Raw genomic sequence first — 24,508 nt, 5'->3', positions numbered from 1 at the left:
TATGTTTACAAGGACCGGGGCAAAATGCCATTCCCGCCATCGTTCTATGACGGCGTCTTACAGGCGGGTCTCCGCGCACTGGCTAAGGAGGACACATGATGGCAGATCAGATCATCACCGACGAAGTGAAGTATGTGACCGCAACGCAGGCCATCAACTCCCCGCGCTGGCCTTTTGGCCGAGACAAGTTCTATCGCATGGTCCAGCGGGGCAAGATCACGCCCAACATCCCATTCGAAGGGTCGCGCAAGGTTTACTCTGTGGCCCAGATCGACGGGCTATTTCAGGCCCCCAGCGAACAATAAAGCGGGGGCCAGAGTGGGGGCCAAAACCCCAAGACTGGGAAATTACCCAGCAATATCAAAGGGTGATTGGTGCGGACGGCGGGACTCGAACCCGCACGGCCATACGGCCAGGAGATTTTAAGTCTCCGGTGTCTACCATTCCACCACGTCCGCACAGCAGGCTAGGCCGCTGCTATCACAGACCTACCTAGGACGCTCCAGCGGTACAATGGGCTATCTGATCTGTTTGGCGAATTTTTCCGGGCGACGCCATGCGGCAACTTACAGCTCCACCTCCGGTGTGCCGGGGTCTGCACCTTCTGGGGCCAGCGGTCCACCTGGCGCCGCCAGATGCCGCTCCGGCAGCCAGGGGTTCAACGACAGCGCCTGCTCCAGCGCCACACGCGCCTCGCCCAGACGGGACAGCCCATATAGCGACAGCGCGCGCCCACTCATGGCAGCCACGTGGCGTGGCGACAAGGCCAGCGCCCGATCCAGATCCGTCAAGGCCGCCGCAAAATCCCGTCGCAGATAGTGAACGAAGGCACGCTGGTTATAGCCCTCGGCATATTCCGGACAATAGGCGACCAATCGGTCGAAGGCCTCCAACGCTCCCAGAAAATCAAAGGCTGAGCGCCGGGTCATCCCACGATCCAGCAAGGCCTGTGCCTCCGCGTTGGGGGCGTCTGCCCAATATTGCCAGAACTGGTTGGAGATCTGCTGCGCCGACGCCTCATCCGGGGCGGCCTGCACACGGCCAATCAACTGATCGACCGCGCCCTGATGATCCGGAGCCGCCGGGCAGCTTGCAATATCGCCGGATGGCGGCGGCGGCCCTGCCCCCTCCGCCTGCGCGAGGGACGCAGCCGTAGCGAAACCAAGACCAAGAAGCGGGGCAATCCAGAACTGTCGCATCCTACAATCTTGGCGCAAAGCCCTTGCCGGACAAGTCACGATTTCGCGCGCACCCGCCCGGCCTGCCGATCACGGCAGCACAGCGCTGTCCTCAATCACTGCCTGCATCGCCACATAGGTGGAGGTCGACGCCACATGCGGCAACGCAGAAATCTTCTCGCCCAGCACTGCCCGATAGGCCGACATGGATCGTGTCCGCACCTTCAGAAGATAATCAAAATGTGAGGCCATCAGATGCGCCTGTTCGATCTCGGGCACCCGCGCAAGGGCCGCGTTGAATTTCGCCAGGGCTGCCTCGCGGGTGTCCGTCAGTTTCACTTCGACGAACGCCACGTGATCCAGCCCCAGCCGGATCGGATCGATCAATGCCCGATAACCGGTGATGATCCCCTCAGCCTCCAGCCGCCGCAGCCGCGCCTGTGTCGGTGTCTTCGACAGCCCAATGCGCCGCGCCAGATCCGCGATCGACATGCGCCCGTCCTCGCCCAAGGCGGCCAGAATCGCCTGATCAAACCGATCCATTCCCGGAAAGTCCATTTGCATCGAAAACCCACTTCTTTTTGGCCCATTGCACTTCATATCCCACATTTTTGGCCGTTTGTCCCAACCGATTCACGATATCATGTGTGAAACGACCAACCTGGGCATCGCCCATGGTTCTTTCGGAGAGTTCCCAACATGACCGCGCCCCAAACCCAGACCACGCCCGCAATGCCTTCTGCGCCGACACCGGCGCACAGCGACGCCCTGCGCTATTACATTGATGCAGGCACCTATGTTGATCAGGCCCAGATGCGGGACCAGCTGTTCACGCTTGCCAATCTGGACGCGACAGACCGCAGCACCATCAGCGCCAATGCCGCGGCACTGGTGCGCGACATCCGCGGCCACTCTTCCCCCGGTCTGATGGAGGTGTTTCTCGCCGAATACGGGCTCTCCACCGATGAAGGCGTCGCGCTGATGTGCCTTGCGGAGGCGCTGCTGCGGGTGCCTGACGCGGACACCATTGACGCCCTGATCGAGGATAAGATCGCACCGTCGGAATGGGGCAAGCATCTAGGCAAATCCACCTCCTCACTGGTCAATGCCTCCACCTGGGCACTGATGCTGACCGGCAAGGTGCTGGATGAGAAACGCAGCCCCGTCTCCGCCCTGCGCGGCGCCATGAAACGTCTGGGGGAGCCGGTGATCCGCACTGCTGTCAGCCGCGCGATGAAAGAAATGGGCCGCCAGTTCGTGTTGGGCGAAACCATTGAAGGCGCCATGAAACGCGCGGCCGGGATGGAGGCCAAGGGCTATACCTATTCCTACGACATGCTGGGGGAGGCCGCCCGCACCGAAGCGGACGCTGCGCGCTATCATCTGGCCTATTCACGGGCGATTTCGGCCATCGCGGCAGCTTGCAACAGCGAGGACATTCGCCAGAACCCCGGCATTTCGGTGAAACTCTCGGCCCTGCATCCGCGCTATGAGCTGGCACAGGAAACCCGCGTCATGGAGGAGCTGGTCCCGCGTCTGCAGGCGCTGGCGCTCCTGGCCAAAGCGGCCGGCATGGGCCTTAATGTTGACGCCGAGGAGGCTGATCGCCTGTCGCTCTCGCTTGAGGTCATTGAGGAGGTGATCTCAGATCCGGCGCTCGCTGGCTGGGACGGCTTCGGTGTGGTGGTTCAGGCCTATGGCCCGCGCACAGGTGCGGCGCTGGATGCGCTCTATGACATGGCGAACCGTTACGATCGCCGCCTGATGGTCCGGCTGGTGAAGGGCGCCTATTGGGACACCGAGGTAAAGCGCGCCCAGGTGGAAGGCGTCGATGGCTTCCCGGTGTTTACCCACAAATCCCTGACCGATGTGTCCTATATTGCCAATGCCCGTAAGCTCCTGTCGATGACCGATCGGATCTATCCGCAGTTCGCCACCCATAATGCCCACACTGTCTCCGCCATTCTGCATATGGCGAAGGAGATCGATAATGGCGCCTATGAATTCCAGCGCCTACATGGCATGGGCGAGACCCTGCACCAGATGGTGCTGGAACAAAACCGCACCCATTGCCGGATCTATGCGCCGGTTGGGGCGCATCGCGATCTTTTGGCCTATCTGGTGCGGCGCCTGCTGGAAAATGGTGCCAACAGCTCCTTTGTGAACCAGATCGTGGACGAAAATGTCCCGCCAGAGGTGGTCGCGGCCGATCCTTTCGCTCAGGTCGAGGATCTGACCGCAAACCTGCGCAAGGGTCCCGACCTGTTCCAGCCGGAGCGCCCCAATTCGATGGGGTTTGATCTGGGCCACGCGCCCACCCTCGCGGCCATCGACGCCGCCCGCGCGCCTTGGAAGAGCCACAGCTGGGCTGCAGCGCCGCTGTTGGCCAAGGCGCCCGCGACCGCAACCACCACAGATGAGCCAGTGCGCAACCCTGCTGACCTGACCACCGTGGGCCAGGTGCAGACAGCCGGTGAGGCCGAGATTGACGCCGCACTCAGCGCCGCAACCCCTTGGGAGGCCAGCGCTGAGACCCGCGCCGAGATCCTGAACCGTGCGGCTGACCTCTATGAGGAAAACTACGGTGAACTGTTCGCCCTGCTGACCCGCGAGGCGGGCAAGACCCTGCCCGATTGCGTCGCCGAATTGCGCGAGGCGGTCGACTTCCTGCGCTACTACGCCGCGCGCATCCCGGCGGAACCGCCGGTTGGTGTCTTCACCTGTATCTCGCCCTGGAATTTCCCGCTGGCAATTTTCTCAGGTCAGATTGCGGCTGCTCTGGCGGTGGGCAATGCGGTTCTGGCCAAACCCGCAGAGCAGACGCCGCTGATCGCCCATCGCGCCATCTCGCTGCTGCATGAAGCGGGCGTGCCCCGCAGCGCGCTGCAATTGCTGCCGGGCGGCGGCGCCGTTGGTGGCGCCCTCACCTCCGATGCACGTGTCGGCGGCGTGGCCTTTACCGGCTCTACCGCAACCGCGCTCAAGATCCGCGCCGCCATGGCCGAGCACCTGCGCCCCGGCGCGCCGCTGATTGCCGAGACCGGCGGTCTCAACGCAATGATCGTGGACAGCACCGCTCTTCCAGAACAGGCCGTGCAATCCGTGATCGAAAGCGCCTTTCAATCCGCAGGTCAGCGCTGCTCGGCCCTGCGCTGCCTCTATCTTCAGGACGACATCGCCGACAATGTGCTGAAAATGCTGAAGGGCGCGATGGATGCGCTGCGGCTTGGCGACCCCTGGATCCTGTCCACCGACAGTGGCCCAGTCATCGACGAAGCCGCACGCGGAGGAATCCTCGCGCATATCGACGCCGCCCGCGCTGAGGGGCGGGTGCTGAAGGAGATGACCGCTCCGCAGGGTGGTACCTTCGTGGCCCCGACCCTGATCGAAGTCCCCGGCATTCAGGCGCTGGAACAGGAGATTTTTGGCCCGGTTCTGCATGTGGTTCGCTTCAAATCTCAGGATCTGGACCAGATCATCAGTGATATCAACGCCACCGGTTACGGGCTGACCTTTGGCCTGCACACCCGGATTGATGACAGGGTGCAATACATCTGTGACCGGATCCACGCGGGCAACCTCTATGTGAACCGCAACCAGATCGGCGCAATCGTCGGCAGCCAGCCCTTTGGCGGCGAAGGCCTCTCCGGCACCGGACCCAAGGCAGGCGGCCCCTTCTACATGACGCGCTTCTGCGCCCCGGACCGGCAGCAGGTGGCCGAAAATTGGCCCACCGAAACCGCGATCATGACCACCCTGCCCGCCCCCACCGGCCAGCCCATGCAGGAGGTCACCACCAGCCTGCCCGGCCCCACCGGTGAGTCCAACCGCCTGTCGCAGCTCGCGCGCCCGCCACTCCTCTGCCTTGGGCCGGGACAGCAGGCCGTCGCAGCGCAGGCCCGCGCGGTTCATGCCCTTGGCGGCACCGCAATTGAGGCTTCCGGCCCGATCGAGATGTCACAGCTGCCAACCATGGACGGGCTATCCGGCGTAATCTGGTGGGGCGATGCGGCCACCGCGCGCGAGATTGAGACCTGGCTGGCGAAACGCACCGGCCCGATCCTGCCGCTGATCCCCGGCCTGCCGGATATCGCTCGGGTGCAGGCCGAGCGGCATGTCTGTGTCGATATCACCGCTGCGGGCGGCAACGCGGCCCTTCTGGGCGGTATGTCCTGACTGGCGCACCAGTCTGGATGGCGCCCGCACAGGCGACGCGCGGGTAAGCTCTTGACGCTGGGCCATATTCGGCCCAGCGTTCCCCCATGTTTCCGATCCGTGACCACAACCCGTCCGGGCGCACGCCCTATGTGACCTACGCGCTGATGGTGGCGAATATCGCGATCTTTGCGCTGACCTATTTTGGCTATGACAGTCCGCGCCGCCTGACCGCGCTTTACAACGCCTACGCCCTGCTCCCGGCAGAGGTCACATCAGGCTACGACTGGAAAACGCTGCTGACCTCCACTTTCCTACATGGCAGCTGGATGCACCTTGGCGGCAACATGCTGTTTCTGTGGATCTTTGGCGACAACATGGAAGATGAAATGGGTCATTTCACCTTCCTCGCCTTCTACCTTGTCTCCGGGATCGGAGCGGGGCTGATCCATGTGGCCAGCGCACCATATTCACTGGTGCCGCTGGTCGGCGCCTCCGGCGCCATTGCCGGGGTCATGGGCGGGTATCTGCTGCTCTTCCCGCGGGCGCGCGTCGATATTCTGTTGATCCTGATCGTCTATTTCCGCGTCTTCTCAATTCCCGCCTTTGTGATGCTGGGTGTGTGGCTGGGCATGCAATTTCTGGGTGGCATCGGCTCTGATCCGCAGGCGGGCGGTGTGGCCTATTGGGCCCATGCGGGCGGTTTTGGTGTCGGGCTGGTGCTGACGATCCCGCTCTGGCTGCGGCGGGGCGGACCGGCCTATTGGGGCAAGACCCATGGACAGCCGCCCCACCCCAAGGTCAGCTACTCTGCCAGTCGCATCCCCCGCGTGGCGCGCAAATCCCGGCGTGATGACCACAGGAACAACCGCCGAGATAGCCCATGGGGCCGATAATGACGCGCCATCTCACATCCCTTAGAAAAGGCCCGCCTCAATGACCTCAGGCACACCCGCACCCGTCGCCACCGACGGCCCGACAACCTGCCATGCCAGCTGCCACTGTGGCGCGGTTGAGATCAGCGCCGACCTCCCCCGCGGCCTTGCCTCAGCCAGCCGCTGCAATTGTTCTTTCTGCATCCGCAGGGGTGCCGCCGCTGTCACTGCCCGCACCGCTAGCCTGCGCATCCTCAAAGGGGCGGAGGATCTTAGCCTCTACACCTGGGGCAGCCATACGGCGAAGCACTATTTCTGCAAGACCTGCGGCATCTATGTCTATCACCAGCGCCGCTCCGATCCGGCAGAATGTGGGATCAACCTCGGTTGCATCGACGGGGGCAACCCGCGCGCACATGCCGAAACCTATGGTGAGATCCCCTGGCACGATGGCGTGAACCACCCGTCGGACCAATAGGCAACAACAAAGCCGCCAGCCCACTCAGACAGAACGCACAAACGAAAAAACGCGACCCAAGGGCCGCGTTTCAAAACCTGCTATCGGACCTGATCAGTCCCGGATCACCTTGGCGAAGCCATCAAAGATCGCCTCATTGGCGCAGAGCACCTCGCCGGAGGTCAGGATATCATCCTCAGGATTCACCGCTTCAATCAGCCCGCCGGCTTCCTGCACGATGATGATACCAGCCGCCAGATCCCAGGCGTTCAGACGGCGTTCCCAATACCCTTCGTAGCGGCCCGCCGCCACATAGGCCAGATCCAGCGCCGCAGCGCCCCAGCGGCGCACACCGGCACAGGCCGGCATCAGCCGCGCCAGATCCTGCAGGGTCGCAGGCAGATCCGAGCGCCCGGCAAAGGGCAGACCGGTGGCGAAAATCGATTCAATCAAGCGGTGACGACCCGAGACACGGATACGGGTGTCATTCATCCAGGCGCCCGCACCCTTCTCGGCAAAGAACATCTCGTCCTTGGCGGCATCATAAACGACACCGGCCACAACTTTGCCCTTATGCTCCAGCGCGATGGAAATCGCCCAATGAGGCAGACCGTGCAAGAAGTTGGTGGTGCCATCCAGCGGGTCCACAATCCAGCGACGAGTCGGATCTGCGCCGTCCTCTTCGCCGCCCTCTTCGGCCAGCCAGCCATAGGTCGGGCGCGCGCCCATCAGCTCTTCTTTCAGGATCTTTTCCGCAGCGATATCGGCCTTGGAGACAAAGTCGCCCGCGCCCTTTCTCGACACCTGCAGGTTTTCAACTTCGCGAAAATCCTTGACCAGCGACCGCCCCGCCTTACGGGCAGCTTTGATCATGATGTTGAGGTTTGCGCTGCCAATCATGCGAAAGACTCCTGAGCAAATAGGGGGAGATGTCGGTCAAACCGTGCCTATACGCGCCTCATTGCCGCTTGCCAAGGCCCAATAGCGGCATAACCCCGCCCCCGGCGCACATGAGAGCTATGCCCCAGACGCATGTGTCTCGCGAGGGCGAGCGACGATGAGCGGACAGCCCATAGCCAAGCACCAAACCCCCAGGGCCAGCGCTCTACTGCTGCTGTAGCCTGCGCGCCTCAACCTTGGCCAGGCGGATCAGCTCCTGCATATAGGGCTTTTCCCGGTCCTCACTGCGGATCGCCGCATAAAGTCTGCGGGTGATCCCCTTGGATGTCAGGGGCCGTGTCACATAGTCCGAGGAGTATTTCACCTCCCGCACCACCCAGTCGGGCAGTACAGAAATGCCCCGGTTCGATGCCACCAACAGTAGGATCACCGCCGTCAGCTCCACCTGCCGGATATGTGCAGGCTCAACCCCCGCCGGGGTTAGCAACTGGCTGAAAATATCCAGCCGCGACTTCTCCACCGGATAGGTGATCAGGGTCTGGCCGCGAAAATCCTCAGCCTCAATATGGGGCTTCTCTGCCAGCGGATGCAGCGCAGAGGCCACAAAAACCGGTTTGTAATCAAACAGCTCAATGAACTCGATCCCCGGCAGAACCTCCGGGTCGGAGGAAATCACCAGATCAACCTCCTCCTTCTGCAGCGCGGGCAGCGCGTCAAAGGCAAGGCCCGGACGAATATCCACATCCACATCAGCCCAATTCTTGCGCAAGCCCTCCAACACCGGAAACAGCCATTCAAAACAGGCGTGACACTCAATCGCGATATACATCCGCCCGGTGTTGCCATCCCGCAGCGCAGAGAACTCCGCCTGCATCGCCTCCACCTGCGGCAAGACCTGATCCGCCAGCCGCAACAGCCGCAGCCCCGCCGCCGACAGCTTCATCGGTTTGGAGCGCCGCAGGAACAGTTCCACCCCGGCCTGATCTTCCAGCCCCTTGATCTGATGGCTCAATGCGCTCTGAGTGATATTCAGCTGATCCGCCGCCCGCGCCAGCCCGCCTTCCTGATGGATTGCCTTGATCGTGCGTAGGTGACGGAATTCGATATGCATCTATCGTGTCGCTCATGTTGTTCTTGAGTATTATGAAATTGTTTCACAATAGGCTGTATGCAACAAGAGATGAAATCATGCGGAGCGCTTTTTAAAATGACGACCCCTGACATCTCTTTTGAATTCTTCCCGCCGCAGTCTTTGGAGGCCTCATTTCGGCTTTGGGACACGGTGCAGACGCTGGCCCCACTCGCCCCCCGATTTGTCTCGGTGACCTATGGCGCCGGGGGCACCACCCGTGACCTCACGCGGGAGGCGGTGGCAACCTTGCACAACGCCTCCGGCCTCAATGTGGCGGCGCATCTGACCTGCGTCAACGCCACCAAAGCGGAGACCATGACGATAGCCGATCAGTTCGCTGAGGCAGGTGTCCGCGAAATCGTGGCCCTGCGCGGCGACCCGCCAAAAGGCGCCGCCGGGTTCGAACCTCACCCCGACGGCTACGCCAATTCGGTTGAACTGATCGCCGCATTGGCTGAACGCGATCAATTCTCCATTCGTGTCGGCGCCTACCCCGACCGCCATCCCGAAGCCACCAGCGCCCGTGCGGATGTCGACTGGCTGAAGCGCAAACTGGACGCCGGCGCGGATGAGGCGCTGACCCAGTTCTTCTTTGAGGCCGATACCTTCCTGCGCTTCCGCGATGACTGCGCCAAGGCCGGGATCGACACCAGCCGCATCACCCCCGGCATTCTGCCGATTGAAAACTGGAAAGGCGCGCGCAACTTCGCCAAACGCTGCGGCGCCACTATTCCGGCCTGGATCGACGATGCCTTTGACAAGGCGATCCGCGACGGTCGCGAAGATCTGCTTGCCACGGCTCTGTGCACTGAACTTTGCTCCGACCTGATGGACAACGGCGTCGACAAACTGCACTTCTACACGCTGAACCGCCCGGAACTGACCCGTGATGTCTGCTTTGCGCTTGGCATCACCCCCGATGTCTCGCTGGAGAACGTGGCGTAGCGCTTGCTCTGCGACCTGCGCGCTCCTAGCCTCCAATCCTGACGCCCCTGCTGTTTTCGGCTGGGGCGTTTTGTTCAGGACTAAGATCAGGATTGCCGCATGACCGCACCGTCTCCCTCATCCGTCGCGCCCTCCGCCGCCTCTCACCGACGCCGTGCCACAGGTCTCGCCGATCTGATGAAGCCTGAGGAGATTTCACTGATTTCCGGGTTGGAGTTCATGCAGTCCATTCTTGACGGCCGCCTGCCCGGTCCGCCCATCGGGGAAACCCTGGGCTACCATCTGCATAGCGTCGAGGCTGGCAAGGTGAGTTTTCGCGGCACACCAGAATTTGCTGTCACCAACCCGCTCGGCACGGTTCACGGCGGCTGGTATGGCACCCTGCTGGACAGCGCCATGGCCTGCGCCGTGATGACCCGCGTGCCCAAGGGGTCGGTCTATACCACGCTGGAATTCAAGGTGAACATCCTACGATCGATCCCGCTGGGCACCGAAATCGAATGTATTGGCCTCACCGATCACGTCGGGCGCTCCACCGGTGTCGCCCATGGCGAGTTGCGCGACATCCAGGATGGCAAGCTTTATGCCACCGGTTCCACCACATGCATTATTATGCGTAGCGCGCCAAGCTGATCCATCCTGCCCAGCGCCTACAAAGTCACGCCCGCACACCCACGCTGCGAAATCAGAGCGATTTAACCAATCGGTGCAAGCGCTGTTCGCGCAGACCAACCCGCATATCGCCACTAAGGCCAGTCGCGGCGAAACCCTCTCGCTCCCAGAATGCTCGTCCCCTTGGATTGGCTTCAACCACCGCAAGAAAAATCTGTGACGCCCTCCGACCACGTGCCAATGCTTCGACATGGGCCAGAAATGGCACGCCATAGCCAGCCCCTCTGGCCCATGGCCCCAGCACCATCAGTCCAAGATACGCATCCGCCGGTTCAGGAAACCCAAAAGACAACTCTGCCAGTCCAGACAGTCTTCCGGAGACAAACATTCCTAACCTGTAGGATCGTGCAGGATCACATCCGGGCGGCCCGTCTGTGAAAAAACTTTCGGCTTTGGCGCGCCCCGGTGCGAGCCCCTCGACCAGCATCCAGTAGTCCGGCGCGCCCCGATAAAACGCCTCCACCAGATCAAGATCACTCTGTGGGTTAAGCGCCCGTATATTCAGGTGCGGGATTGCCGCCGCTTTTAAACCAGATGAAGTTGAGCTTCTCATGCCTAACCTCCACGCTCAATCAATCAGTAGATGTAGAGAAAAACTGCTATTTATGCTAAAGTAAATCTTTAACCCGTAGCCTTCAATGCGGTCACTCATCGTGGAACATGTGAATATCGCATTAGAATTAATAAGAAATGTTCCTGCTCTCTTTCGTATTCTGGGCATCGTTGCCGTAACCCTCATAGCCACCCTGCCACTTTTGAAATCCGCCCATCCTGGGTACATCCTCGCTGGATTGGTTAGCGTCCAACTATTCGTGGCATTTCTGCTCCCCATACTCATATCGTCAAGCATCGAAGACAGCGCATGGCTGGACGATGCAAACTTGGGATGCGTTTTACTATCCGGCCTCAACCCTCAAAGGGACGATTTCTTGGCAGTCCGCGATGGCCCCGGCACTGACTTCACAAAAATCACACAGAGATACACGCACCAAAAACTATGGGCCCATGGGAAAACCTTTGGCTGGCTCAAAGTGAGATTCATTGAGAAAGGACAGCGAGTAGAGGGCTGGGTATTCCGCCGCTATACAACATCCACATCTTGCGCGTGAGCCGGAGAACCGGCCCCACAGCACACTACCACCAAGGCTCAGACCAAGCTGCCTAACGCGCCACTTTGGACAGCTCCGACTGCCACTGCGCCACGCGTTTGTCGGTGATATTGGCGCCCACGCTGCTGTGCAATCGCTCGCTGCTGTCCAACCCGACGCGACGGTTGCCGCGCAGCAGGAAAATCTTGCCCCAGCCGCGCCAGGTCCCGACCGAGGGCGCGGTCGGATCAACTGAAAACCGCATGCGCCAGTCACGCGGCAGCGGCAGCCCGCAGTTTTCGGCCCGCTCCAGCATCCAGACCAGAGAGACATTGGACAACGGCCGCGCCTCTTCAAATCCGCCCAGCTGCCCGCCCACATCGCCATGGCTGCCCCGGAACCAGACCTGCTCCACCTTGCCATCATGCCCGTCGGGGCATTCCCAGAGGACCGGCGCAAAGACCTGCCGGGTCTCATCCAGCGCCAGCGCGTGAAAACCGTTTTTTACATGTTTGCCGAGCTGATGGTTGTGAAACCCATGCCGCCGCTCCGCCCAGCGCCACAACAGCGGCAACCGCAGGCCCAGCGCCTTCACCGTGTCCCAGACGCCAACCATCTCGATCTCTACATCCCGGTGGCAATAACGCTCCGTAAAAGTGGAGGCGACACAGCCCCCGGTTTGCGCCGCCGCCTGCGCGGTGGCGCCTGCGTCTTCCGTCTCAGCGGTGTCGGGTTTAGCCGTCGTCAGCGATCCTTGCGTCTTGCCCGGTCCGCTGGCCGACGCACCACCACATTGGTAATGCCGATACGCAGTGCGGATGTTGCGCACGGTGGCATGTTCAGCCTTCAGAAGCCCGACCTCATCTATAACCCCAGCGAGCGAGCGCACCGCATAGGCGCCCCGCGAATAGCCCATGAGATAAATCCGGTCCCCCGGACGGTAGCGCGAGGCGAGATAGCCATAGGCACGCCGGATCTGACGGTTGATACCGCGCCCGATCATCACATCCGCAGTTTTGCGCCAGCTCTGCCATTGCACCCCCGCCTCATAAAAGACAGAGACCTGCGGGCCGACCTCCTGGCACAGCCGGTAGACCATGCCAGCGTGGGTTTCATGCCCCGGTTCCAATGTCGACATGGTGCCATCAAGGATGATCAGATGGGCCTGCGGCCCGCGCAGCTTGGTCTCGGCAGAATGCTCGGAGCGCAGCGGGCGCCCAAGCCATCCCAGGATCCTCTTACTCAGCTGCGTCAGCGACATTCCTCAATGCTTCCCATAGTCTAAGTGGTGTGTAAGGCATCTCAACCTGCCGCACGCCACGATCCCAGACCGCGTCCTGCACGGCATTTGCCACCGCTGCCAACGCGCCCACGGTCCCGGCCTCGCCGCAGCCCTTCATGCCCATCGGGTTCTGGGTCGATGGCACCGGCGCAAAACCTACATCAATCATCGGCACATCCGCCGCACGCGGCAAGGCGTAGTCCATAAACGATGCTGTGAGCAGTTGCCCATCGGCATCATAGACCACCCGCTCCAGCAGCGCCTGCCCCAGCCCCTGCACCACCCCGCCATGCACCTGACCTTCGGCCAGTAGCGGGTTGATCAGATTGCCGAAATCATCGACCACGGTATAGCGGTCCACATGGCTGACGCCGGTTTCCGGGTCGATCACGATCTCGGCAACATGGGCACCGTTTGGAAACGACCGCCCCGGCAACTTGGCCCGTGCCGTGTGACGCAGCAACGCGTGATGCCCCTGCGCACGGGCCATCTCAGCGGCCTCCACCAGGGTTGGCCGCTGGTTGCTGCCCGGTGCGCTGAACTGCTCGCCATCAAAGGTGACAGACTGAGGCTCCACGCCCAGTTGCTCTGCCAAAAAGGGAATGAAAGCGTCGATCATCACATCAACTGCCGCCAATGTGGCATTGGCCTGAGTGGTCACTGACCGCGATCCACCAGTGCCGCCACCCTGCGCGATGCGGTCGCTGTCGCCCTGCACCACGGTAATATCTGCTGCAGGAATACCTGTCTGGTCCGCCAAAAACTGCGCATAGACCGTCTCGTGGCCCTGCCCGTTGCTCTGCGTACCGACATAGATGCTCACCCGCCCCTCCTCTTCAAAGGCAACTTCCGCGCTTTCTGAAGGATCCCCCAAAATACTTTCGATATAGTAACACAGGCCAACGCCCCGTAAATTTCCCTGCAACGCATCGGCGGCCCTGCGCTGTGCGAATCCGGCCAGATCCGCCGCCGCTTCGGTGCGGGCCAGAAGCTGATGGAAATCGCCCACATCATATGTCTCATCCGTTGCGGTCTTGTACGGGAACTGATCCGCACGGATGAAATTGCGCCGCCTAAGCTCCCATGGGTCAACCCCCAGCTCGCGCGCGGCATGATCCATCGCCCGCTCCAGCACATAGATCGCCTCAGGACGTCCTGCCCCGCGATAGGCATCCACCTGTGCGGTGTTGGTATAAATCCCCTCCACCCGCAGCCAGGTGGTGCGAATGTCATAGACCCCCGCCAACACCCGGCTGAACAGCTGTGTCTGCACCGGCTGGCCGAAATGGGAATTATACGCCCCCAGATTACACTGTGAATGAACCCGGTAACCGGTGATGCGCAGATCCGCGTCAAAGGCCAGTTCCGCGAGTGAGGTCAGATCCCGCCCGGCATTGTCGCTCAGCATCGCCTCGCTGCGGTCCGACATCCACAGCACGGGCCGTCCCAGCAGGCGCGCGGCCTGGGCCACCACAAAATACTCAGGGTACGGCATCGCCTTCATGCCAAAGCCACCGCCAACGTCGGGCGTGGTGACATGCACATCCTCCGCCGCCAATCCCAGCTTGTCGCTGAGCTGCTTTTTCATCGCCCAGACGCCTTGCCCACCGTAGGTGAACTGCAAACGCCCCTCGGCCCAATTGGCAAAACAGCCGCGCGGCTCCATCGTGTTGACGATGATCCGGTTGTCCTCAACCTGCAGCGCCACGCGATGCGCGGCCGACGCGAAGGCCGCCTCGGTTGCCGCCTCATCCCCCATGCCCCAGTCAAAGGCCCGGTTGTCCGGCGCCTCTGCGTGCAGCTGTTCGCCGCCCACTGCCAGATCCACCTTGGCCGGCAGATCGTCGATATCCAATTCGATCAGCTCCCCCGCATCACGGGCCTGCTCCAGCGTCTGCGCGATCACCACGGCGATCGGCTCGCCCACGAACCGGACGCGACCGCGGGCCAGCATCGGGCGTTCCGGCGCGGCACCCTTGCTGCCATCGCGGTTGTCCACCACCGCGCCATCCATGCCCACGCAGATGCCAGCGGCCTCCAGATCAGCCAGTGTCAGGATGGCTTGCACGCCCTCAGCCTCACGAGCCATCTCAAGATCCAGATTGGTGATGGTGCCATGGGCCACCGGGCTGCGCAGCACCCAGGCCCGCAGTGCGCCAACCGGTGCGGCATCTTCCAGATAGCGCCCCTGCCCGGTCAGGAACCGTATATCCTCAACCCGCCGCACCGGTTGGCTTTTGCCGAATTTATCCATCTCTGCCCCTGCCCTCACTGATATGCTGGACCCGGTTTGCCGATGGCAAACACACAAACGCGGCGCGCAGGTGATATGCCCTGCGCGCCGCGCCAATTGATCCCGTCAGATGCGACAGTAGCCTTAAGGGCGCGCTTGTCCAGACAGCTCGATCACCGTCGCCACGTCAGACAGACCATAGCCGTTGAACTGCGTGCTCATGGCCGAGGAATAGGCGCCAAGACCGGGGAACAGCACATAGTCACCAATCTGCGTATCGCGTGGCAGCGGCAGACCATCCGGCAGCCGGTCCAGACTGTCACAAGTGGGGCCAAAGACCACGCGCGGCTGGGCGTCTGCCCCCCGACGGGTGCCATCAGCGGCAACCACTTCGACCCGTCCCGGCAGACCCATGTCGCGGATATCCACCAGGCCGCCATAGATCCCGTCGTTGAGGAACACCACCTCACCGGCCTTGCGCATCCCCTTGATCCGCGCCGCCAGCGTAAAGCTCTCCGACACCATCGCACGCCCTGGCTCGCAGATCAGCACCGGTTGCTCCGCACCAAAGGCCGCCTCTGCCGCCACGGAGATCGCGGCAAAAACCTTCTCCAGATCCGGTGCCACCCCATCACGGTTCGCCGCAAAGCCACCACCGACGTTCAACCGCGCAATCTTTACCCCTGCGGCGTCGATGATGCGCTTGGCCGCATGGACATATTCGACCCAGGCGCTTTCATCCTCGCACTGCGTTCCGGGGTGGAAACACAGCGCAGGCGTCCAGCCTTCCGCCGCCACCCGCTTCAGCAATTCGACCGCCATATCCGGCTCTGCCCCGAACTTGCTGCCAAAATCATAGGCCGCACCCGCCACCGGCAGGGCAAAGCGCACAGCGATTTCACAGCTCTTGGGCACATCGGCCAGCTTGTCCAGCTCGCTCGGCTCATCCACCGACCAGCTCGCCACCCCATGGGCGATGCCGGCGGCGATCTCAACGTCCGAGCGTACCGGGTTGTTGTAATGCATCACCGCGTCCGGGCTGGCGGCACGCACCGCGTCCATCTCCGCAGGCGAGGCCACGTCAAATCCGGTAATGCCTGCCGCCACCAGATTGGACAGCACCGCCGGATGCGGGTTCGCCTTCACCGCGTAGGTCACCAGCCCCGGAAAACCGCGCTGAAACCGGTTGGCCACCTCATGCAGCACGCGCGGCGAAAAATACAGGATCGGATGATCCGGTGTACTGCGCGCCAAATGGGTTTCAGGGGAAAGCCAGAGAGGTGGGATCTGCTGCATGGATATCGGCCTTAATTGGATGTTTTTTCCATTTTCCGCCACTACGCCGTCGATTTCGCTCGTCACATTGCCTATAATGACGAAAGATAACGTCACATCGCAGGCCACATATGCAAACCGACGAAACCGACCAGAACCTCCTGACGCTCCTGCGGGAAAACGCCCGCCGCCCGGTGGCCGATCTGGCACGCCGTCTGGGCCTTGCACGCACCACTGTACAGGCGCGGATTGAACGATTGGAAAGCTCCGGCGTGATCAGCGGTTACACGCTGCGCACCTCGGCACAGGCGCGCCCGCCATTGCAGGCGACGGTGCTGATCTCGATTGAACCACGCTCCGGCCCTGAGGTTCTGGCCCGATTGCGCGGACTGCCGGGCGTCGAAGTCGTGCATACCACCTCAGGCCGGTTTGACCTCTTGGCGCAGGTGGTGGCGCAAACCACCACTGAGCTGGACGAGACGATTGATCGCATCGGCGAAGCACGCGGCGTGCGTTCCTCCGAGAGCCTGATCCATTTGGCCACAAAGCTGGATCGCACCGGCCAGTAGATTGCCCGCGCCAGTAAATTACTCACGAAGGGCTGATCAGCTGATGCGGCGGCTGCAAAAATCTTCCCTAAAAATTCGTGCGCCCGGCCACCCCTGCGGTATTCGCATCAAGGGTGCCCGGGCGACTTGAAACCATGGCGATCGGTAGGCAAGGCCCGAGGGAGGCCTGCTGATGAAAGGGCAGCTTGGAACCCACCCTGGTCAACCGGATGCGACATCACTCACTGTCATCAGCAACCCAGTTTCCCCGTCATCCACCGTGCCGGACTAAGCTTAAAACGTCGTTATCACGAAGATCGTTCCAATCTTTTTTCAATTCGCCTAAATCGCGCACCGGTCCGCCGCGCCGGTTTCTCTATCGAGACTTCCCCTTTCCCACACCATTCGGTATGGGATGACCCGATCAGACAGATACGCAGGCAGGACATTCCGATGGCGATGGACAAGACATTTAACGCAGCCGAAGCCGAAGCCCGGCTTTCCGAGGCCTGGGAGAAGGCAGGCTGTTTCCGCGCAGGCGCAAATGCCAAGCGCAGCGAAACCTACAGCGTTATGATCCCGCCCCCAAACGTCACCGGCGTCCTGCACATGGGCCATGCCTTCAACAACACACTCCAGGACATCCTGATCCGCTGGAAGCGCATGCAGGGCTATGACACGCTCTGGCAGCCCGGCACCGACCATGCCGGCATCGCCACCCAGATGGTGGTGGAGCGTGAGCTGGCCAAGGACGGCAAGAAACGCACCGACTTCTCCCGCCCCGAGTTCCTTCAAAAAATCTGGGAATGGAAAGAGCAATCCGGCGGCACCATCATCAACCAGCTGAAGCGTCTCGGTGCCTCCTGTGACTATGACCGCACCGCCTTCACCATGGCAGGCGCGCAGGGCGACACCCGCACCGGACACGAGAATTCCCCGAATTTCCACGACGCCGTCATCAAGGTCTTTGTTGAGATGTACAACAAGGGTCTGATCTACCGTGGCAAGCGGCTGGTGAACTGGGATCCGCATTTTGAAACCGCGATCTCCGACCTTGAGGTGGAGAATATCGAGGTTGCGGGCCATATGTGGCACTTCAAATACCCGCTCGCCGGTGGTGCCACCTACACCTATGTGGAGAAAGACGAAGACGGCAACGTCACGCTGGAGGAAGAGCGCGATTATATCTCCATCGCCACCACCCGCCCGGAAACCATGCTGGGCGACGGCGCGGTGGCGGTGCATCCTTCGGATGAGCGCTACGCCCCCATCGTGGGCATGCTCTGCGAAATCCCCGTCGGCCCCAAGGCGCAGCGCCGCCTGATCCCGATCATCACGGATGAATACCCGGACAAGGATTTCGGCTCTGGCGCGGTGAAAATCACCGGCGCCCATGATTTCAACGACTATCAGGTCGCCAAGCGTGGCGGCATTCCGATGTATAACCTGATGGACACCAAGGCGCATATGCGCAGCGACGGCGCGCCCTATGTAGAAGAGGCCGCCAAAGCACAAGCCATCGCCAATGGTGAGGCAGAATTCACCGAAGCCAGCATCGCCGCGATGAACCTGGTGCCGGAAGAATACCGTGGCCTGGACCGTTTCGAGGCGCGCAAACGCGTGGTCGCCGATATCACCGCCGAAGGTCTCGCCGTGATGCAGACCGTGACCAAAACGGTGAAGGATGAGGACGGCAACGAGAGCGAAGTCTCCGAAACTGTGGCCTACGTTGAAAACAAGCCGATCATGCAGCCCTTTGGCGACCGCTCCAAAGTGGTGATTGAGCCGATGCTGACCGACCAGTGGTTCGTGGACGCGGCGAAGATCGTCGCCCCGGCGCTGGACGCGGTGAAAGACGGCACCGTCAAGATCCTGCCGGAAAGCGGCGAGAAGACCTATTACCACTGGCTGGAAAACATCGAGCCCTGGTGCATCTCGCGCCAGCTGTGGTGGGGTCATCAGATCCCGGTTTGGTTTGATGCTGACGGAAATCAATACTGTGCCAACTCAGAGGAAGAAGCCCAAAAAGCCGCTCAGATTTCGCTCTTTGGCAAATACTTTGCTGGCGGAAAAAACACGCTGTTTGACTTCTTCACCGAAAACGGACTTCCCGAACAGGATCCGGCGGAGATCGAGCAATTCGCCTCTGGTCTCTGGAAAATTGTGCCTCTTACCCGCGACCCCGACGTGCTGGACACCTGGTTCTCCTCCGGTCTCTGGCCGATCGGCACCCTCGGCTGGCCTGAGCAGACCGAAGAACTGGCAAAATACTTCCCGACTTCGACCCTCGTCACCGGTCAGGACATTCTGTTCTTCTGGGTTGCGCGGATGATGATGATGCAGCTGGCGGTTCTGGATCAGGATCTGCCGGTTGAAAAACGCATCCCCTTCGACACCGTCTACCTCCATGGCCTCGTCCGCGATGCCAAGGGCAAGAAGATGTCGAAATCCACCGGCAACGTGGTCGATCCGCTGGAGATCATCGACGAATACGGCGCCGACGCGCTGCGCTTCACCAATGCGGCGATGGCCAGCCTTGGTGGCGTGCTGAAGCTCGATATGCAGCGCATCGCGGGCTACCGCAACTTTGGCACCAAACTGTGGAATGCGGTGAACTTCGCCCATTTCAACAACGTCTATGACGCCGAAACCCCGGCCTATGCCTGCCACGACGCCAAGGCCGCGGTGAACCAATGGATCATCGGTGAGACCGCCAAGGTCCGCGTGGAAGTGGACGCCGCTCTTGAGGCCTACCGCTTCAACGACGCGGCCCTCGGTCTTTATGCCTTTGTCTGGGGCAAGGTCTGCGACTGGTACATCGAACTCAGCAAACCGCTGTTCAACTCCGAGGATGAGGCGGTGATCGCCGAGACCCGCCAGACGCTTGGCTGGGTGCTGGACCAGTGCATGATCCTTCTGCATCCGATCATGCCCTTCATCACCGAAGAGCTCTGGGGCAACACCGCCAAGCGCGACACCATGCTGGTGCATGAAGATTGGCCGACCTATGGCGCCGAGTTGGTCAACGCCGATGCGGACGCCGAAATGAACTGGGTGATCACCGCGATTGAGAATATCCGCTCCACCCGCGCGCAGATGCATGTGCCCGCCGGTGCCAAAATCCCGATGGTGGTGACAGAATTCTCCGATCAGGCGCGCGCCGCCTGGGAGAAGAATGAGGCGATGATCCAGAAACTTGCGCGGATCACCACGCTGGAGCAGGTTGAGACCTTCCCCAAAGGCTGCGCCTCCGTGGCGGCCCCCGGTGCGTCCTTTGGCCTGCCGCTGGCGGATGTGATCGACGTGGATGCTGAAAAGGCCCGTCTGGAGAAAACCCTCGGCAAACTCGCCAAGGAGCTGGGTGGCCTACGCGGACGTCTGAACAACCCCAAATTTGCCGCCTCCGCGCCGGAGGAGGTCGTCGCCGAAGCCCGTGAAAACCTTGCCCTGCGCGAGGAAGAAGAGGCCAAGATCAAAGAGGCGCTGGCGCGTCTGGCTGAAATCGGCTGATCGCCTATAATAACGGGGCAAGCCACTGGTATCATTACCGGCTTGCCCCAAAAACCGCGCATTGGACAGTGCCGCAGACCGCTGGTGCTTCTGCGCAGCGCCCCAAGGGTGCCGTCACATCTGCGCTAAATCTGCGCAAATCGGCCCATTGGCTGAACGGTCCCGTCAAATCTTCCGCATAAGGGGAAAAACCGCGCAATGCGGTCATTGCCTTTGGCCCGGTTCTGTATCAGCCTGTGACAACAGCTTGATATCCGCGCCAGAAAGGACCCCCCCATGCCCAAAGGATACTGGGTCGCCCATGTCGACGTTGATGATATGGACCGCTACAAGAACTATGTTGCGGCCAATGCGGCCCCCTTTGCCGAATACGGTGCCAAATTCCTGATCCGTGGCGGCCCCAAAGAGGTCCGCGAGGGCCAGACCCGCGCCCGCACCGTGGTGATCGAATTCAAGGATTTTGCCACCGCCAAAGCCTGTTACGACTCCGTCGCCTATCAGCAGGCCAAGGCGCTGCGCGATCCGGTCTCCACCGGCGATATGGAAATCATCGAAGGCTACGGCGACTAGGGCCCGCTTGGTTCTGGACGCGCTCAAGGGTAGAATAGTGCCATGCTGAAAAAACTGTTTCAGGTCTTTCGACCGCAAAAGACCCCCGCCCAGCCGGACCCCGATGCCGAGCTGGCGCTTGGCGCGCTGCTGGTGCGGGTGGCGCAATCAGACCGGGACTACCAGCTGGAAGAGATCAGCCTGATCGACCGCATTCTGGCCCGTCTCTATCAACACGACGCGATTGAGGCGGCAAAGGTCCGCGCCGCCTGCGAAAAACTGCACGCCGCCGCGCCGGAAACCGACACGTTCGGTCGCCTGATCCGCGAAACCACCGGGCTTGAGGAACGGCTCGCGGCGCTGGATGCGCTTTGGGAGGTGGTGTTGGCGGATGGCCATGAACACCCCGGCGAGATGAAGATCGTCGAGGACGCACGCAAGGCGATGGGCCTCTCCAAGGCCGACAGCGACACCGCCCGTGCCCGCGCGCAGGGCAAACTCCTTGGCCCGGAGCAGGGCGTGGCCGCAGGCCAGCCAGCCACAGAAAGCACGCTTGCAGGCGCCACCACGGTATCGCCCACCCCCGACCCGTCAGATAAGGAGCCGCAGCCATGATCAAGGAACTGCTTGGACGACTGCTGGCCCCCGCGCCGGAGCCGTTGGACGATGGCGATGCGCGCCTCGCCCTTTGCGCCCTTCTGGTGCGGATTGCGCGGTCTGATCACAATTACTCCGACGATGAGCGGGACCGGATCGACCGGATCCTGCGGGCGCGCTACGATCTCGACCTGGGCGGCGCCATCCTGTTGCGCGAACAGGCCGAGGCGCTGGAGGCCGAGGCCCCCGACACCGTCCGCTTTACCCGCGCGATCAAGGACGCCGTTGCGTATGAAAACCGCATGGCCGTGGTCGAAGCCCTGTGGCAGGTGGTGCTGGCCGATGGCAAGCGTGACGCGGCCGAGGACGCGCTTCTGCGCCTGTCTGCCAGCCTCCTGGGGGTAAGCGATGTTGACAGCGCCCGTGCCCGTCAACGCGCGGAGGCCAGCTCATGATCGCCAGTCTGGCGATGTATGACCGCCCCGAAACCGCCCCTGCCCTGGATGCCCTGTGGCAGGCGATCCGCACCGAACTGGCCGCGGCCTCCATCGACGCGCCGGAAACCCTCACCCGTGGCGGCGATCTCTGGTCGATCTGGTCCGATTCGAAGCTGCTGCTGGCGCAGACCTGCGGCCTGCCCTACCGCACCCGTCTCTATGAGCAGGTCACTCTGGTTACAACGCTGGATCACGGCGTCGCGGATTGCCCGCCGGGGCACTACAACAGCGTCTTCATCGCCCATCGCAACCGCGCAGGCCATAGCCTTCGAGAGATCGCTGGCGGCAGCTTTGCCTATAATGAGGCGCTGTCGCAATCCGGCTGGGCCGCGCCGATGCTGCATCTGCGCGACCTCTCCCTCCTCCCCGGCAGCCTGTTTCAATCCGGTAGCCACAGCGCCTCCGCCCGTGCGGTGGCCGAAGGCACCGCCGATTTCGCCGCCCTTGATGCGGTCAGTTGGGCCTTGATGCAGGCGCATGACGATTGGGTCAAAGATCTGGTCGAAGTGGCGCGGACACCGCCAACGCCGGGCCTGCCGCTGATCACCGCCAGCAGCCGTGATCCGGCCCCCCTTCGTACCGCTGTTGCGCAGGCTGTCGCCAATCTGGATGATGACCACCGCAGAACCCTGCATCTGAAGGGTGTGAGCGAGATCCCACCGGGCGCCTATCTGGCAGTACCGACACCACTCGGCCCGGTGCTGACCGAGCAATCCATCCGCCAGCAGGCGGCAGGCTGACCCACCCGACCCCTCCGCTCGGGCCTGTGCCGGAGCGGGAACCACATCCCCTACAACCGCGCCGCGACCTGCCCGGTGCGGATACCCACACGACAGGGCTGACGCAGAGGTCGGCAGAAGGCCCACTGGTGAACAGTCCAAGGACAATTTGATCAGATTACCCGCCAAAATGCCAATTTCCTCGCGTGCCTTCTCGGTTTGCACGTTGCATCCGCTCTTTTTTTCGGTCCAATAAGGACGAATTCAACGACAATTGGACGAGAGACACCTTGACCGACACAACGCCAGTTCTGGAAATCCGCGGCCTGCACAAGTCATATGGCGAGCTGGAAGTGATCAAAGGTGTCGATATCACCGCCCACCGCGGCGATGTGGTTTCCCTCATCGGATCCTCCGGGTCGGGCAAGTCCACTCTGCTGCGCTGCTGCAACCTGCTGGAAGACAGCCAGGAGGGTGATATCCTCTTCAAGGGTGAGCCGATCAACTGGTCCGGAACCGGCCTTGCCCGGCGTCCTTCTAATGCGAAACAGGTGCTGCGCATCCGCACCAACCTGTCCATGGTGTTCCAGCAGTTCAATCTCTGGGCGCATATGACCATTCTGCAAAACGTGATGGAGGCCCCGCTGACCGTCCTCGGTCGTGACCGCGCCGAGGTGGAAGAGGCCGCCCGCAAATACCTCACCAAGGTGGGGATCGGCGACAAATGTGATGCCTTTCCGGCGCAGCTCTCCGGCGGCCAGCAGCAGCGTGCAGCCATCGCACGCGCGCTTTGCATGGAACCTGAGGCGCTGCTGTTTGACGAACCCACCTCCGCCCTCGACCCCGAGCTGGAGCAGGAGGTGGTCAAGGTGATCAAGGATCTCGCCGCTGAAGGCCGCACCATGATCATCGTGACCCATGACATGAACATGGCCGCAGATGTCTCCAGCCACATCGTGTTTCTGCACAAAGGCCTGATCGAAGAAGAAGGCAGCCCGGACGAAGTCTTCGGCAGCACCCGATCGGAACGTCTGCAAGGCTTCCTTGCCTCCACGCGTCACGGCAAATAACCACCAACAAAAACCAAACCAAACGGGAGTAACCTCATGAAATCTCTTATCCTCGGCACCGCAGCCCTGGCCCTCACTGCGGGCATCGCAATGGCGGACACTGTGCGTCTGGGCACCGAAGGCGCCTACCCTCCGTATAACTTCCTGAACGATGACGGTCAGGTTGACGGTTTTGAACGTGAGCTGGGCGACGAGCTGTGCAAGCGCGCTGAGCTGGACTGCGAATGGGTCACCAACGACTGGGATTCGATCATCCCCAACCTGCTGTCCGGCAACTACGACACCATCATCGCCGGCATGTCGATCACAGCCGAGCGTAAGGAAGTTGTGAACTTCACCACCGGCTACACCCGCCCATCGCCCTCCGCCTATGCGGCGATGTCGGCTGATGTCGATGTGAACAGCGCCGTGGTGGCAGCTCAGGCCTCCACCATTCAGGCCGCCCATGTCGCCTCCACCGGTGCCACCCTGGTTGAATTCCCTACTCCGGATGAAACGGTTGCCGCTGTGAAAGCTGGCGAAGTGGACGCGGTCATGGCCGACAAGGACTTCCTGATCCCGATCGTGGGCGAAACCGAGATGGAATTTGTCGCAGATGACGTCCTCTTGGGCGACGGCATCGGCATGGCGTTCCGCAAGTCCGATGACGAGCTGCGCGGCAAGTTCGACGTGGCCATCGAATCGATGAAGGCAGACGGCTCCCTGAACGCTCTGCTGAAAAAATGGGAAATCGAAGGCCAGTTCTGAGCCCTCGCAGCATCCTGATATCAAAGAAGGGGGGCACCATGCCCCCCTTCACCCTTGACCGGTCCCGGCCCCATCGGTG

The 24,508-nt window shown here is 61.7% G+C and carries 22 protein-coding genes and 1 tRNA gene; 14 read left to right on the top strand and 9 right to left on the bottom strand.

Translation table 11 applies throughout. The features are described 5' to 3' along the window. The first annotated feature begins 98 nt into the window (after nt 1–98). Complete coding sequence (locus tag OO25_RS00875) at nt 99–305, top strand: hypothetical protein (protein WP_139044742.1); 207 nt, start codon at nt 99–101, stop codon at nt 303–305. Nucleotides 306–372: 67 nt separating this feature from the next. On the opposite strand, the gene OO25_RS00870 is transcribed toward OO25_RS00875, so the two are convergent. The 3 genes from OO25_RS00870 to OO25_RS00860 all read right to left on the bottom strand — a co-directional run bounded on the left by OO25_RS00870 (nt 373) and on the right by OO25_RS00860 (nt 1,742). Next, a tRNA-Leu gene (locus tag OO25_RS00870) sits at nt 373–458 on the bottom strand. A 108-nt stretch (nt 459–566) separates the two neighbouring features. Then, nucleotides 567–1,199: a tetratricopeptide repeat protein gene (locus OO25_RS00865; RefSeq protein ID WP_040178017.1), complete on the bottom strand. Its 633-nt coding sequence runs from the start codon at nt 1,197–1,199 to the stop codon at nt 567–569. Between the two features lie 69 nt (nt 1,200–1,268). Further along, on the bottom strand, nt 1,269–1,742 hold the full coding sequence (locus OO25_RS00860; protein WP_014879695.1) for an Lrp/AsnC family transcriptional regulator: 474 nt from the start codon (nt 1,740–1,742) through the stop codon (nt 1,269–1,271). 168 nt (nt 1,743–1,910) lie between these two features. On the opposite strand from OO25_RS00860, the gene putA reads away from it, so the two are divergent. The 3 genes from putA to OO25_RS00845 all read left to right on the top strand — a co-directional run bounded on the left by putA (nt 1,911) and on the right by OO25_RS00845 (nt 6,686). Beyond that, nucleotides 1,911–5,354 (top strand): bifunctional proline dehydrogenase/L-glutamate gamma-semialdehyde dehydrogenase PutA, encoded by a 3,444-nt coding sequence (gene putA / locus OO25_RS00855; protein WP_052465576.1) that lies wholly within the window; start codon nt 1,911–1,913, stop codon nt 5,352–5,354. An 86-nt stretch (nt 5,355–5,440) separates the two neighbouring features. Continuing rightward, on the top strand, nt 5,441–6,229 hold the full coding sequence (locus OO25_RS00850; protein ID WP_040178015.1) for a rhomboid family intramembrane serine protease: 789 nt from the start codon (nt 5,441–5,443) through the stop codon (nt 6,227–6,229). Between the two features lie 40 nt (nt 6,230–6,269). After that, complete coding sequence (locus OO25_RS00845) at nt 6,270–6,686, top strand: GFA family protein (protein ID WP_040178013.1); 417 nt, start codon at nt 6,270–6,272, stop codon at nt 6,684–6,686. A gap of 93 nt (nt 6,687–6,779) precedes the next feature. Here OO25_RS00845 and OO25_RS00840 read toward each other — a convergent pair whose 3' ends face one another. Together OO25_RS00840 and OO25_RS00835 are read right to left on the bottom strand one after the other, a co-directional pair. After that, complete coding sequence (locus OO25_RS00840) at nt 6,780–7,565, bottom strand: inositol monophosphatase family protein (protein ID WP_040173048.1); 786 nt, start codon at nt 7,563–7,565, stop codon at nt 6,780–6,782. Nucleotides 7,566–7,770: 205 nt separating this feature from the next. After that, nucleotides 7,771–8,676, bottom strand: coding sequence for a LysR family transcriptional regulator (locus OO25_RS00835; RefSeq protein WP_040173045.1), 906 nt, complete (start codon nt 8,674–8,676; stop codon nt 7,771–7,773). Nucleotides 8,677–8,772: 96 nt separating this feature from the next. Here OO25_RS00835 and metF point away from each other — a divergent pair, with 96 nt between their 5' ends. Both metF and OO25_RS00825 read left to right on the top strand, forming a co-directional pair. Next, nucleotides 8,773–9,642, top strand: a complete 870-nt coding sequence (gene metF / locus OO25_RS00830) for a methylenetetrahydrofolate reductase [NAD(P)H] (RefSeq protein ID WP_040178012.1) — start codon at nt 8,773–8,775, stop codon at nt 9,640–9,642. Nucleotides 9,643–9,819: 177 nt separating this feature from the next. Then, a complete protein-coding gene (locus tag OO25_RS00825; RefSeq protein WP_040178033.1) occupies nt 9,820–10,275 on the top strand; it encodes a PaaI family thioesterase in 456 nt (151 codons plus the stop codon). Nucleotides 10,276–10,327: 52 nt separating this feature from the next. Here OO25_RS00825 and OO25_RS22435 read toward each other — a convergent pair whose 3' ends face one another. From OO25_RS22435 to OO25_RS00805, 4 genes are all read right to left on the bottom strand, one after another. Continuing rightward, on the bottom strand, nt 10,328–10,867 hold the full coding sequence (locus tag OO25_RS22435) for a GNAT family N-acetyltransferase (RefSeq protein ID WP_082035272.1): 540 nt from the start codon (nt 10,865–10,867) through the stop codon (nt 10,328–10,330). 608 nt (nt 10,868–11,475) lie between these two features. Then, nucleotides 11,476–12,663, bottom strand: a complete 1,188-nt coding sequence (locus OO25_RS00815) for a DUF2235 domain-containing protein (protein WP_040178009.1) — start codon at nt 12,661–12,663, stop codon at nt 11,476–11,478. Beyond that, on the bottom strand, nt 12,641–14,938 hold the full coding sequence (locus OO25_RS00810) for a xanthine dehydrogenase family protein molybdopterin-binding subunit (RefSeq protein ID WP_040178007.1): 2,298 nt from the start codon (nt 14,936–14,938) through the stop codon (nt 12,641–12,643). Before OO25_RS00810 ends, OO25_RS00815 begins: the two co-directional genes overlap by 23 nt. 123 nt (nt 14,939–15,061) lie before the next feature. Then, nucleotides 15,062–16,213, bottom strand: coding sequence for a type III PLP-dependent enzyme (locus OO25_RS00805; protein ID WP_040178006.1), 1,152 nt, complete (start codon nt 16,211–16,213; stop codon nt 15,062–15,064). A 110-nt stretch (nt 16,214–16,323) separates the two neighbouring features. On the opposite strand from OO25_RS00805, the gene OO25_RS00800 reads away from it, so the two are divergent. The 8 genes from OO25_RS00800 (at nt 16,324) to OO25_RS00765 (ending at nt 24,429) form a co-directional block, all read left to right on the top strand. Next, the gene (locus OO25_RS00800; RefSeq protein WP_014874276.1) at nt 16,324–16,761 is read left to right on the top strand and encodes an Lrp/AsnC family transcriptional regulator; all 438 of its coding nucleotides are present in this window, start codon (nt 16,324–16,326) and stop codon (nt 16,759–16,761) included. A 432-nt stretch (nt 16,762–17,193) separates the two neighbouring features. Further along, nucleotides 17,194–20,250 (top strand): valine--tRNA ligase, encoded by a 3,057-nt coding sequence (locus tag OO25_RS00795; RefSeq protein WP_040178005.1) that lies wholly within the window; start codon nt 17,194–17,196, stop codon nt 20,248–20,250. 276 nt (nt 20,251–20,526) lie between these two features. Beyond that, the gene (locus OO25_RS00790; protein ID WP_040173031.1) at nt 20,527–20,820 is read left to right on the top strand and encodes a DUF1330 domain-containing protein; all 294 of its coding nucleotides are present in this window, start codon (nt 20,527–20,529) and stop codon (nt 20,818–20,820) included. A gap of 42 nt (nt 20,821–20,862) precedes the next feature. Further along, nucleotides 20,863–21,414, top strand: a complete 552-nt coding sequence (locus OO25_RS00785; protein WP_040178004.1) for a TerB family tellurite resistance protein — start codon at nt 20,863–20,865, stop codon at nt 21,412–21,414. Next, the gene (locus tag OO25_RS00780; RefSeq protein ID WP_014879681.1) at nt 21,411–21,851 is read left to right on the top strand and encodes a TerB family tellurite resistance protein; all 441 of its coding nucleotides are present in this window, start codon (nt 21,411–21,413) and stop codon (nt 21,849–21,851) included. Before OO25_RS00785 ends, OO25_RS00780 begins: the two co-directional genes overlap by 4 nt. Further along, the gene (locus OO25_RS00775; protein ID WP_040178003.1) at nt 21,848–22,633 is read left to right on the top strand and encodes a phosphate/phosphite/phosphonate ABC transporter substrate-binding protein; all 786 of its coding nucleotides are present in this window, start codon (nt 21,848–21,850) and stop codon (nt 22,631–22,633) included. Before OO25_RS00780 ends, OO25_RS00775 begins: the two co-directional genes overlap by 4 nt. A gap of 269 nt (nt 22,634–22,902) precedes the next feature. Then, a complete protein-coding gene (locus OO25_RS00770) occupies nt 22,903–23,682 on the top strand; it encodes an ABC transporter ATP-binding protein (protein ID WP_040173026.1) in 780 nt (259 codons plus the stop codon). A gap of 36 nt (nt 23,683–23,718) precedes the next feature. Then, nucleotides 23,719–24,429: a transporter substrate-binding domain-containing protein gene (locus tag OO25_RS00765; protein WP_040178002.1), complete on the top strand. Its 711-nt coding sequence runs from the start codon at nt 23,719–23,721 to the stop codon at nt 24,427–24,429. Nucleotides 24,430–24,508: the final 79 nt, after the last annotated feature.

The sequence above is a fragment of the Phaeobacter sp. S60 genome (assembly GCF_000826845.1).
GTDB classification, from domain to species: Bacteria; Pseudomonadota; Alphaproteobacteria; order Rhodobacterales; family Rhodobacteraceae; genus Phaeobacter; species Phaeobacter piscinae.
Note: the sequence above shows the minus strand (reverse complement) of the source record. Positions and strands in the feature narration are given on the sequence as shown.